The sequence below is a fragment of the Variovorax sp. PMC12 genome (assembly GCF_003019815.1).
In the GTDB taxonomy this organism is placed as follows: Bacteria; Pseudomonadota; Gammaproteobacteria; order Burkholderiales; family Burkholderiaceae_C; genus Variovorax.
Genome location: NZ_CP027773.1, coordinates 1,054,118 through 1,065,380 on the forward strand (window position 1 = coordinate 1,054,118; position 11,263 = coordinate 1,065,380).

13 protein-coding genes are annotated in these 11,263 nt (G+C 68.4%); 6 read left to right on the forward strand and 7 right to left on the reverse strand.

The genetic code is table 11. The features are described 5' to 3' along the window. Nucleotides 1-14: 14 nt before the first annotated feature. From C4F17_RS04840 to C4F17_RS04855, 4 genes are all read right to left on the reverse strand, one after another. Nucleotides 15-530 (reverse strand): hypothetical protein, encoded by a 516-nt coding sequence (locus C4F17_RS04840; RefSeq protein WP_106934465.1) that lies wholly within the window; start codon nucleotides 528-530, stop codon nucleotides 15-17. A 49-nt stretch (nucleotides 531-579) separates the two neighbouring features. After that, on the reverse strand, nucleotides 580-834 hold the full coding sequence (locus C4F17_RS04845) for a hypothetical protein (protein WP_234382573.1): 255 nt from the start codon (nucleotides 832-834) through the stop codon (nucleotides 580-582). A gap of 88 nt (nucleotides 835-922) precedes the next feature. Further along, entirely contained in the window at nucleotides 923-1,786 is an 864-nt protein-coding gene (locus C4F17_RS04850) for a hypothetical protein (protein WP_106934466.1), read from the reverse strand. 80 nt (nucleotides 1,787-1,866) lie between these two features. Beyond that, nucleotides 1,867-2,556 (reverse strand): hypothetical protein, encoded by a 690-nt coding sequence (locus C4F17_RS04855; protein WP_081269500.1) that lies wholly within the window; start codon nucleotides 2,554-2,556, stop codon nucleotides 1,867-1,869. A 381-nt stretch (nucleotides 2,557-2,937) separates the two neighbouring features. Between C4F17_RS04855 and C4F17_RS04860 the strand changes: the two genes are divergently transcribed. The 6 genes from C4F17_RS04860 to C4F17_RS04885 all read left to right on the forward strand — a co-directional run bounded on the left by C4F17_RS04860 (nucleotide 2,938) and on the right by C4F17_RS04885 (nucleotide 9,007). After that, nucleotides 2,938-3,732 carry a LuxR C-terminal-related transcriptional regulator gene (locus C4F17_RS04860; protein WP_081269501.1) on the forward strand — a complete coding sequence of 265 codons (795 nt, stop codon included), beginning with the start codon at nucleotides 2,938-2,940 and terminating at the stop codon, nucleotides 3,730-3,732. Between the two features lie 8 nt (nucleotides 3,733-3,740). Then, a complete protein-coding gene (locus C4F17_RS04865; RefSeq protein WP_106934467.1) occupies nucleotides 3,741-4,727 on the forward strand; it encodes a sensor histidine kinase in 987 nt (328 codons plus the stop codon). Nucleotides 4,728-4,807: 80 nt separating this feature from the next. Then, nucleotides 4,808-7,183 (forward strand): Tex family protein, encoded by a 2,376-nt coding sequence (locus C4F17_RS04870; protein WP_081269503.1) that lies wholly within the window; start codon nucleotides 4,808-4,810, stop codon nucleotides 7,181-7,183. A 63-nt stretch (nucleotides 7,184-7,246) separates the two neighbouring features. Further along, nucleotides 7,247-7,504 carry a type II toxin-antitoxin system Phd/YefM family antitoxin gene (locus tag C4F17_RS04875; RefSeq protein ID WP_106934468.1) on the forward strand — a complete coding sequence of 86 codons (258 nt, stop codon included), beginning with the start codon at nucleotides 7,247-7,249 and terminating at the stop codon, nucleotides 7,502-7,504. Nucleotides 7,505-7,511: 7 nt separating this feature from the next. Then, entirely contained in the window at nucleotides 7,512-7,925 is a 414-nt protein-coding gene (locus tag C4F17_RS04880; RefSeq protein WP_081269505.1) for a type II toxin-antitoxin system VapC family toxin, read from the forward strand. Continuing rightward, nucleotides 7,922-9,007: a patatin-like phospholipase family protein gene (locus C4F17_RS04885; RefSeq protein WP_106934469.1), complete on the forward strand. Its 1,086-nt coding sequence runs from the start codon at nucleotides 7,922-7,924 to the stop codon at nucleotides 9,005-9,007. The genes C4F17_RS04880 and C4F17_RS04885 overlap by 4 nt, the downstream gene beginning before the upstream one ends. Here C4F17_RS04885 and C4F17_RS04890 read toward each other — a convergent pair. Genes C4F17_RS04890 through C4F17_RS04900 form a run of 3 tightly spaced genes read right to left on the reverse strand, consistent with a single transcriptional unit; the run spans nucleotide 8,971 to nucleotide 11,260 of the window. Beyond that, nucleotides 8,971-9,366, reverse strand: coding sequence for a hypothetical protein (locus tag C4F17_RS04890; protein WP_106934470.1), 396 nt, complete (start codon nucleotides 9,364-9,366; stop codon nucleotides 8,971-8,973). The genes C4F17_RS04885 and C4F17_RS04890 overlap by 37 nt on opposite strands. Further along, complete coding sequence (locus C4F17_RS04895) at nucleotides 9,363-9,746, reverse strand: RidA family protein (protein WP_106934471.1); 384 nt, start codon at nucleotides 9,744-9,746, stop codon at nucleotides 9,363-9,365. Before C4F17_RS04895 ends, C4F17_RS04890 begins: the two co-directional genes overlap by 4 nt. After that, on the reverse strand, nucleotides 9,743-11,260 hold the full coding sequence (locus C4F17_RS04900; RefSeq protein ID WP_106934472.1) for an efflux transporter outer membrane subunit: 1,518 nt from the start codon (nucleotides 11,258-11,260) through the stop codon (nucleotides 9,743-9,745). Before C4F17_RS04900 ends, C4F17_RS04895 begins: the two co-directional genes overlap by 4 nt. Nucleotides 11,261-11,263: the final 3 nt, after the last annotated feature.

Here is an 11,263-nt window from a genome sequence, read left to right on the forward strand (position 1 = left end):
CGGGTAAAACTAGATCAACCCTCCCTGAAGCGCCGCCATCCCCGCGCGATGCGTCCCTTGAGCGCGCGCACGATCCGCCACGGCCGGCTCTGCCGAACGACCGCGAGCACACGGTCTTTCCAGGCTTTCCAGCGCGGATACCAGCGCGCGAACCACGGAATGCGCATCAGCGGCCGCTCGACCAGCTGGAAGATCCGCGCCACGATGGCCGTGCCCACCAGCTTGGCGAGCACCAGCACGGTGAGGGCGGTGGCGGCATGGCCGCGGCTGAAAAGGAAGAGCGCGAGCACCTTCACCGGCAGCAGCAACAGCACCGGCACGAAGAAGGCCAGCAGCGCGCCCCAGGGTGGCAGTTGGCGCAGCTGGTTTTCGAGGCGCGCCCAGAGGGGAAGCCGCGCGAGCCGAGCCATGAGCGCGGCCAGCGGCTCCCAGCCCCATTCCTCGAAAAGCAGCAGCGGAACGAGGAGCGCGGTGCCCAGCGCCCGAACAAGGGCACGGAGAACGCGCAGAAGGCTCGCGAAATGTGTCATCCGCGAAGGTTAAGGCAAGGCGCGGCTCGCGCGGCGCCTGCCGCCGACCCTACTTGCGCGTCGGCAGGAAGAACAGATATTCGCCGCGGCCCAGCTCCGGCGTCACCTCGTAGCCGGGGCACACGTCGCCTTCGCACTGGATGATGACGACGCGCGGCCAGATGGTCGCCGCCGTCGGGTAGCCGGGCATGTACTGCGGCACATGCCACACGCCCAGGTCGCCCACCGGCTGGGCCCTGTCGGTGCCGGGCGCGTTCTGCAGGCCGCTGCCCATGTTCATGCGCTGGATACGCAGCGTGTCCAAGGGCGGCGGTGCGGCCGCCGCGGCTGTTGCCAGGCAACAGGCCGCCGTCCATAGAAATACGGTCCGGGTCATCATGGACTCCGCGCGCTCACTGCGGGTACGCCGCTGATTGCGGCGCGGCGGCGATGTCGCCGACCGGCTCCGCCGACAGGATGCGCTGCGCGCGCAGGGCGGCCGCCACCTCATTGGCGTCGATGGCCGTCACCGTCGCGCTGGAGACCGGCATGGAGACCACGGCCGCAGGTTCGGCCGCAACCACCGGCTGTGCGGCAGGTTGCACGGCCGCGACGGGTGCGGGTGGCGGGGCAGGCACGGGCGCCGGCGGAGCCATCGCCACAGGGGGCGTGGGCGCGGAAGCGACGGGAGCCGCAGGGGCTGCGGGGCGCGTAGAGGAAACCGTGGGCGCACCCGCCGACGAGGCTTGCGGGCCGTAGGCGCTCACGCGTTCGTCCGCTGTCATCGATTGCGGGCACTTGGTGCCGGTCATCTCCAGCGCCGCCTGGGCCGCCGGGTCCATGCAGTCCATCGCCAGCGATGCGGCCTTCATGCCCTTGTTCCAGAGCTCGCGGCTCATCTTCAGGCGCTTGCAGTGCTCGTCCGTCCAGGTGGTGCCGAAACTGAGGCCGACACCGGGGCCGTTGGCGCTCGCGCTGGTGCTGCCCATGCAGGTGTCGTTGCTGGTGGTGAGGTTGGGGCCGTTGACCGACGGCACGTTCTTGATCGTGTAACTGCCACCGTACTCGACGCCCGTCGTGCCGCTGCTGTTGACGTTCTGGGTGCTCGTCACGCTCGATGTGGTGTTCGCGGGGCCGGAGAACGTCACGGCCTGGTTGTTGCCCTGGGCAGAGGTGGTGGCCGAGCTGCTCGAGCCGTTGTTCGCGCCGCCTGCCGTCGTCTGACCCATTGCCGCCGCCGAGACCGCCAGCAATGCGAGGAAAAGCAATTTTTTCATTTTCTCAACTCCTTTGAAGGCCGGGGGAGGGGCCGAAGCCCCTCCCCATTTCCGAGTCCAGCAAACGCTACATCTGAAGTTCAGGGTGCCGATGCGGTCGCGGTGGAGCCGGCCAGGCCGCCGGTGCCGCCACCGTTGCTGAAGGTGCCGGCGTTGCCGAGGTGGATGTTCGTCACGCCGAAGGAGCCGCCGGTCGAGCCTGCGGTGGCCGAAGTGGTGGTGCCGTTGACGAAGCCGTTGACGGCGCCGGAGGAAGCGCTGTAGCCCGAGGTCGTGCCCGAAGTGCGGGTCACGATGGCCAGGCCGCCGCCAGGACCGGCAGCTGTCGCGGCCGTGTTGTTGGTGACCGAACTGGCGCTGCCGCCTGCACTGCCGCTGATGGGGTTCGAGCCGCCAGCGCTGTAGTTGGCGTTGGAAGCCGCGCCGGCATTGGCCGAAGCGTTGGCGCCGCCGATTGCGAGGCCGTTGCCCGTCGTCACGGCCATGCTGGTGACCGAGCCTTGCGTGGTTGCCGTGCCGCCGGCCGTTGCACCGCCGAGGCGGATGCCGGGGAAGCTGACTGCGCCGCCTGCTGCGTTGGCGCTGGCCGACGAGCTGGAATTGGCTGCGTTGTAGCTCAATGCACTGCCCGTGCCGGAACTGGCTGCCGTCGATCCAGCGGAGCTGGACGAGCCGGTGGACGTGCTTGTGGCGGCCAGTGCGGTCGTGCTGGTTGCCGAGGCAACGCTTCCAACCAGAACCACTGCGATGGCAATGAGAGTCTTCTTCATGATGCTTCCTCGAAAGTGTGTGAAACGAACCTGATCGCCGGACCATCCGGCTATCAACTAGCGGTCTGTGAACGCGGAATGAAATGTTTCCGTGGCGACCGGAAGGCAGTTTCAGCGTCGAGGAGGGATAGAAAAATGCCTCAGGCTGGGTAATGCGAGGCTATAGCGAAAGGAGTGGATGAGGCCTTGCGGAACAGGTGCCTGAAACCGCTTCCACTTGCGACGGAAAACCCGAAAAATACAACTTTCGTTGGACACCGAAGCAGACTCGCAACAGAATGCAACCAAAGTAAACAAAAAAACTTAGTTCGAGATTTTGAGTAGAAATGAATTAACTTTTGGTCACGAACACGGTAGTCCATTTGTCACAAAGGGGTTGGAATGGAAAGCGAACTCGACATTTCATTGACAGACATCGGAACTGGGGCTAGGAAATATGCCACCCCCGGACAGTTCGGCGGGCTGCTCGCACCGTCCGCCGACACACTTCCATGGCCTGACTTTCTGACCGGTCAGGAGACCAAGCCGGTGCGGGTTCTTCTGGTCGACGACGACCCCTTCGTGAGACGCGTCATCGCACAGGAATTGCTGAGCGACCTGCGCATCCAGCTCGAAGGCCAGGCCGGCACCCTGCGCGAAGGACGGCGCCTGCTGATGCAGCATGAATTCGACGTGCTGATGGTGGACATCCGCCTCGGTGACGGCAGCGGATTCGAGCTGATCGAAGAGGCCAAGAAACACCGCAGCGCGGCCGAGATCATCGTCATCTCGGCGCTCGAGGACGAACCCCAGGTGCTGCACGCCTTCGAGCTCGGCGCATCGGGCTACCTGGTCAAGAACGCATGGTTCCAGAGCTATGCCCAGGCCGTGCTGCAGGTGGTCAACGGGGGCGCCGCCATCACCCCCCGGCTGGCCCGCCGGCTGCTCGTGCACCTCGATCACAAGCGCTCGAACGTCAACCCTGTGCGCCCGCCGGACAGCAAGGCGACGTTATCGGCACGGGAGCGCGAAGTGTTGCGACTTGTTGCGACAGGGTATGTCACCGAAGAGATCGCACTGCAGCTCACCATCAGTGCCCAGACGGTTAACGCCCACGTCAAGAACATCTACCGCAAGCTGCACGCGCACACCCGGGCCCAGGCGGTGAGCTTCGCGTCCCACCGGGGCCTGCTCTAGGGGGCGCAATGCTCACGCCGCAGGTCTTTCACCTACCGCACTTCCTGGAAGACCAGTATGTGTGGCTGTCGATAGCCTCGTGGTGCACGCTGCTGACCTGGCTGTGGCCGCGCATTCCCCGCCGCCGGGTGCTCATGTGGGCCGGGCTGGCCGCGGCGATGCATCTCACACCGGTGACGGCGCAGGTGCTGCGGGCCACCTCCACCATCACCGTGATGGCGCACGACATGCCCGCCGCCTTCTGGGCGCTGCAGGCGCTCAACGTGGCGGTGCTGGGCGCGATCGTGAGCATCTGGTACTTCTCCCAGCGCCGCGTGGCGCGCGGCCGGCTGATGGACGCGGTGCTGGCCGAGCGCCGGCGCATCGCCAACGACCTGCATGACGGCGTCGGCTCCCGGCTGGTGGCGCTGCTGGCCAGCCAGGACCCGAAGGCCGCCACGGCCCCCGACAGCCTGTCGATGGCGCTGCAGGCCTGCCTGCTCGAACTCCAGATGACGGTGGACGACCTGGACGACCAGACCACCGCCACCGCCGTCGAGCGGCTGGCCCACCTGCGCTACCGGCTGCGGCCCGCCTTCGACAGGCTGGGTGTCGCCCTGGTATGGGACATCGCCGATGCGGCGCATGACCAGCCTCTGCCGCCTGAAGCCACGATGCAGATCTGCCGGGTGGCACAGGAGGCGCTTTCGAACGCGCTGCGCCACTCGCGAGCGACACGCGTCGAGCTGCATTTCGGGCTGCAAGTCACTCCCCGGCGCCTGGTGCTCGAGGTGCGCGACAACGGACGCGGCATCGGCGCCGTGGCCGGCGAGCAGCCGGAGCACCTCGGCAAGGGCCTGCGCAGCATGCATGCGCGCGCCGAAGCCATCGGAGGCGAACTGGTCGTGACCGATGTCGCCCCGCATGGGCTCAGCGTGCGCCTGCTGGTGCCCTGCGGGCCCGGCAAGGAACCCACGGAGGCCGGGAACCGGCCCGAGTCCGAAAGCATGCTGTAACACCCCCGCCGGGCCGGGCGGGCGGGCCGCATTCGCGCCTATGGCAAACTCCCGCGCTTTGCCAGGGACGCGCTCAAGACATGCAGAAAATCATTCGCCAGCTCGCCGCCGAAATCAAGGTCGGCGAGAACCAGGTGAAGGCCGCCGTCGAACTGCTCGACGGAGGCGCCACGGTTCCGTTCATCGCCCGCTACCGCAAGGAAGCCACCGACGGCCTCGACGACACGCAGCTGCGTGAGCTTGAAGCCCGCCTTTCCTACCTGCGCGAACTCGAAGACCGCCGCGTGGCGGTGCTCAAGGCCATCGATGAACAAGGCAAGCTGACCCCCGAGCTGCGTGCCGCGATCGAATTCGCGCCGACCAAGCAGGAGCTGGAAGACCTCTACCTGCCGTTCAAGCAGAAGCGACGCACCAAGGGCCAGATCGCCCGCGAATTCGGCATCGAGCCCCTAGCCGACAAGCTGCTGGCCGACCCCACGCTCGACCCCGCGGTGGAAGCCAAGGCCTTCCTGCAGCCCGCCACCACGCTGGACGACGGCAAGCCGGGCCCCGATTTCTCCACCGTGCCGCTCGTGCTCGACGGCGTGCGCGACATTCTTTCCGAGCGCTGGGCCGAAGACGCCGCCCTGGTGCAGGGCCTGCGCGAATGGCTCTGGGCCGAAGGCCTGCTCAAGTCCAGCCTGATGTCCGGCAAGGACGAGAACAACGCCGACGTCGCCAAGTTCCGCGACTACTTCGAGTACGACGAGCCCATCGGCCGCGTGCCGTCGCACCGTGCGCTGGCCGTGTTCCGCGGCCGCGCGCTCGACATCCTCGATGCCAAGCTGGTGCTGCCGGTCGAGCCCGAGCCGGGCAAGCCCAGCATCGCCGAAGGCCGCATCGCGCTGCACCTGGGCTGGAGCCATGCCGGCCGCCCGGCGGACGACCTGCTGCGCAAGTGCGTGGCCTGGACCTGGCGCGTCAAGCTGGCGCTGTCGACCGAGCGCGACCTGTTCACCCGCCTGCGCGAAGAGGCCGAGAAGGTCGCCATCAAGGTGTTCGCCGACAACCTGCGCGACCTGCTGCTGGCCGCGCCCGCCGGCCCGCGCGTCGTGATGGGCCTGGACCCCGGCATCCGCACCGGCGTGAAGGTGGCCGTGGTCGATTCCACCGGCAAGCTGGTCGAGACCGCCACCGTGTTCCCGCACGAGCCGCGCAAGGACTGGGAAGGCTCGCTGCACACGCTGGGCAAGCTGTGCGCCAAGCACGGCGTGAACCTGATCGCCATCGGCAACGGAACCGCCAGCCGCGAGACCGACAAGCTGGCCGCCGACCTCATCAAGCTGCTGGCCAAGATGGCCGCGCAGGCCGGCGCGCCCGAGATCAAGGTCGACAAGGTGGTGGTGAGCGAGGCCGGCGCCTCGGTGTATTCGGCCAGCGAATTCGCCTCGCAGGAAATGCCCGACGTCGACGTGAGCCTGCGCGGCGCCGCCTCCATCGCGCGACGCCTGCAAGACCCCCTGGCCGAGCTCGTGAAGATCGACCCCAAGAGCATCGGCGTGGGCCAGTACCAGCACGACGTGAACCAGAGCGAACTCGCCCGCACCCTGCAGGCCGTGGTCGAAGACTGCGTGAACTCGGTGGGCGTGGACCTGAACACCGCGAGCGTGCCGCTGCTCAGCCGCGTGTCGGGCCTGTCGGCCAGCGTGGCCAAGGCGGTGGTGCGCTGGCGCGAGGCGAACGGTGCCTTCGCCACCCGCAAGCAACTGCTGGACGTGACCGGCTTCGGCCCCAAGGCCTTCGAGCAGAGCGCGGGCTTCCTGCGCATCCGCGGCGGCACCGATCCGCTGGACGTGACCGGCGTGCACCCCGAAACCTATCCGCTGGTCGAGCAGATCATCGTGAAGACCGGCAAGCCCATCGCCGAGCTGATGGGCCGCGCCGAGATGCTCAAGACGCTGAAGCCCGAGCTGTTCGCCAACGAGAAGTTCGGCGTCATCACGGTCAAGGACATCCTGGGCGAACTGGAGAAGCCCGGCCGCGACCCGCGCCCCGACTTCAAGGTGGCGCGCTTCAACGACGGCGTGGACGACATCGCCGACTTGAAGGAGGGCATGATCCTCGAGGGCACCGTGAGCAACGTGGCCCAGTTCGGCGCCTTCGTCGACCTCGGCGTGCACCAGGACGGCCTGGTCCACGTGAGCCAGCTGAGCCACAAGTTCGTGAACGACGCGCGCGAAGTCGTCAAGACCGGCGACATCGTCAAGGTCAAGGTGATGGAAGTGGACGTGGCGCGCAAGCGCATCGGCCTGTCGATGAAGCTCGATGCGGCGCCCGCGCGCCGCGACGGCCCGCGCGACAACCGCTTCGAAGGCGCGGGACGCGGCCAGCAGCAGCAAGGCCGCCGCGACAACTCGCCGCAGCCGGCAGGGCAGATGGCCAGCGCTTTCGCCAAGCTGCAGGGGCTGCGCAAGTAAGCAGAAGCCGAGTGATATGCGCCTGTTAAACTAGTCATCTAACTAGTTTGATGGGTGGTTGTCATGAAAACCTGGGCTGTGCAGGATGCCAAGGCGCGATTCAGCGAGTTCCTCGAGGCTTCCCTGGTCGAGGGGCCGCAAATGGTGACGAAGCGCGGCGCCGAGGTGGCTGTGCTCGTTCCGGCAGCGGAATGGCGGCGTTTGCATGCGACTGCCAAGCCGTCGCTCAAGGAGCTGCTTCTTTCGGCGGACGCACGCACCGAGTTCCTGGTCCCGCAGCGGGGCGCCGCGCGCAGGCGCAGCGTCACGCCCATGCGCTGAGGCCGGCATGTACCTGCTGGACACGAACGTGATTTCCGAGCTTCGCAGGCCTCGTCCGCATGGGGCGGTCCTCGAGTGGCTCACGCCTGTTGCAGACAGCGACCTTCATCTGTCGGCGGTGACGCTCGGAGAGATCCAGGCCGGCATCGAACTCACGCGCGAACAGGACGCTGCGAAGGCCAGCGAGATCGAACAATGGGCCTCGCTGGTCGCTGCGTCGTACAACGTGCTTCCCATGGACGCGGAAACCTTCAGGCTCTGGGCGAAACTGATGCATCGCAGCTCGAACACGCTGTATGAGGACGCGATGATTGCCGCCACGGCAAAGCAGCACGCGCTCACCGTGGTAACCCGCAACGTGAATGACTTCGCGGGGTTCGGTGTCGAAATACTCAATCCCTTCGAATACACGCGGGCATGAAAGCACTGCGCATCTACGCCGGCCCCGCGGCCCGCAAGCACATCGAGCAACACGGCCTGCGCCCGCAGGACGTGCGCACCATCCCCGGCGCGGCGGGTGGGCCCAAGGGCCTGATCCTCGGGCCGCTCGACCGCTTCATCTTCGGCCGCTGGCTCACGCGGAGCAGCCAGCAGGTGCACCTGGTGGGCGCCTCCATCGGCGCGTGGCGGCTGTCGACGGCCTGCCTGACGGACCCCGAGGCGGCGTTCCAGCGATTCGAGCACGACTACGTGCGCCAGCAGTTCGAGGTGCCGCCGGGGCAGAAGCGGCTCAGCCCGCAGCAGCTCAGCGAGCGCTTTGCCGAGAGCCTCGACGATTTCTACGGCGGACGCATCGCGGAGGTGCTGAACCATCCGCGCTACCGCCTGCACGTGGTGACGTCACGCGGGCGCCACATCCTCGGGCGCGAGGGCATGGCGCGTACGCCGGTGGGCTACCTGGGGGCCTTTGCCACCAACAGCCTGCACCGCAAGGGGCTGGGCGCGTGGCTGGAGCGCTGCGTGTTTTCCACGCCGGGCGCGGCGCTGCCTTTCGGCACGCGGGACTTCCGCACGCGCCAGCATGCGCTGAGCGAAGCCAACTTCAACATGGTGCTTCAGGCCTCTTGCTCCATTCCGTTCCTGCTGGCGGCGGTGCACGACATTCCGGGCGCGCCGCGCGGCGCCTACTGGGACGGCGGCATCACCGACTACCACCTGCACCTGGACTACCAATCTGCACATGACGGGGCCGACGACGGCCTGGTGCTCTACCCGCATTTCCAGCAGGCGGTGGTGCCGGGCTGGCTCGACAAGGGGCTGCGCTGGCGCCACAAGGCCAGCGGCTTCCTCGACCGCATGGTGGTGCTCGCGCCCGACCCTGAATGGGTGAAGAAGCTGCCCAACGGCAAGCTGCCCGACCGCAAGGATTTCATCCGCTTCGCCAGCGACGCGCCGGCGCGCATCGCGGCCTGGAGCCAGGCCACGCGCGAGGCGCAGCGGCTGTCCGACGAGTTCGAGGACTGGCTTCAGCGCGACGGCGTGCCCGGGACGCTGCCGCTCTGATCCGCCGGCCCTGCCTGCCCGGCGAACGCCAGCGGCGCCGCGCAGTCGAGGATGTTCACTTCCACCCTGTCGCCTACCTTGGGCACCGGCCCGGCGGGCAGCCTTCCGGTGCCCAGCGAGCGCGAACGCACGCCGCCGTTGCGGTAGCGCACGACGGCATACGGCGCATCGGGCCCGCCGCCGGTGCCGCAGTCGCGGTCGACCGTGCCCGCCAGATCGGCCGCGCGGCCCACGTCGACGACCTGCGCGGCGCGCCAGCCTGAAGCGTGCGCCGCGTGGTCCAGAGAGTGGGCATCGAATGCGGTGCAGCCGCCGAGCGAGAGTGCGCACAGCACCACGGCGCGCGCAGCGGACGTCACGGTGCCGCCCCCGCAGCGGCGCCGATGGCCGCGGTGGCCTGGATCTCGACGCGGTATTCGGAGTCGATCAGCCTGGCCCCGACCGTGGCGCGCGCCGGCGTGTGGCCCGCGGGCACCCATTCGTCCCACACCGAGTTCATGGCCTCGTAGTCGCCCACGGTGCGCAGGTAGATGGTGACGCTCACCAGGTCCTTGCGGGTGGCGCCCTGCGTGGCGAGCATGTCGTCGATGTGGTGCAGGATCTCGCGCATCTGGCCCGTGATGTCGAGCGACGGGTTTTCCGCCACCTGGCCCGACAGATAGATCAGGCGGGCGGTGCCCAGGTCGACGGTCACCATCTCGCTGAAGCGGGGACCCATCTCATGGCGAATGATGTTCATGGCAATGCGGATTTCGATGCGGGGAGGGGAGCGGAGGACGAAGAAGAATCGGCAAGCCGCGCAGGCGGTGCGTTCCACCAGCCACCGCCCAGCGCCTGGAAGAGCGCCGCCGCATCCGTCAGCCGGAGCGCGCGCGCCTGCACGAGGTTGAGCTGCGCCTGTTGCTCGGCCTGCTGGGCGATGCGCAGCGCCAGCGGGCTGGCGTCGCCCAGCCGCACCTGCGTGCGCGTGCGCGCCAGGCTCTGCGATGCGGTGCGCTCGGCCTTCAGGGCCGCCTGCAGCGCGCGGGTGTCCGCGTCGATGGCTTCGAGCGCATTGGCCACGTCCTGGAAGGCGCTCAGCACCGTGGCGCGGTATTGCGCTGCCGCCTGGTCGAACGAAGCGCGGGCGGCCGCTTCGCGGTGCTTGAGCGCACCGCCGTCGAACACCGTCTGCGTCACGTTGCCCGCCAGGCTCCAGAACAGCGACGACGACTTGAAGAGCTGCGACAGCGTGTAGGCCGACGAGCCGTAGCTCGCGCCCAGCGTCACGTTGGGCAGCCGCGCGGCCACCGCCACGCCGATGGCGGCGCTGGCGGCCTGCAGCTGCGCCTCGGCGGCACGCACGTCGGGTCGGTGCTCGACCAGCGTGGACGGCAGCGTTTGCGGCAGTTCTCCGGGCAGCTGCAGCGCGTCGAGCTCGAAATGCGACGCCACGCCTTCGCCGGGATAGCGGCCGGCCAGCGTGGCCAGCAGGTTGCGCTGCTGCGCCAGTTGCTTGTCGAGCGGGGGCAGGGTGGCCTCGGTGGCGGCCAGCGAGGCTTCCTGTGCGTCCACGTCGGCCACCGCGACCTGGCCCAGGCCCAGTTGCTTGCGGTAGGCCTGAAGCACTTCCTTCTGGTCCGCGATGATCGCCAGCGTGGCGCGCTGCTGGGCGCGCAGCGAGGCCTCGGTGACTGCCGCCGCCACCACGTTGCTGCTCAGCGAGAGCCTGGCGGCCAGCGTCTGGAAGCGCTGCTGCTCGGTCTGCGCCTGCGCACCTTCGACCTGCCGGCGCGTGGCGCCGAACACGTCGGGCGTATAGGACACGGTCACCTGCGCCGTGTGCAGCGTGTAGAGGTTCGCGTTCGACGACACCGGGCTCGCCACCGCGCCGGCCACGCGCTGCCGCGTGGGCGAGTAGCCCAGCGCCACGCTCGGCCAGAAGGCGGCGCGGTCGGCGGCCTCGTTCTCCTGCGCTACGCGCAGCGCGGCATCGGCAGCCTCGATGGTCGGGTTGCCGGCCAGGCTCTGCGCCACCAGCGCATTCAGCGGCTCCGAGCGAAAGGCCTGCCACCACTGGGCCGGCACGTCGAGGTCGGGCGAGAAGCGGGGCAGCGGCACGCCCTCGGCTTCGGTGCTGCCGGCGGGCGCGGATGTGTACTGCGCCGGCAGGTCCAGCGGCGGACGCGCATAGTCGGGCCCGGCCGCGCAGCCGGCCAGCAGCAGCGCGATGCCGGCCGCCACCGGCGTTGCAAGGCTTGTCTTCTTGGTCATGAT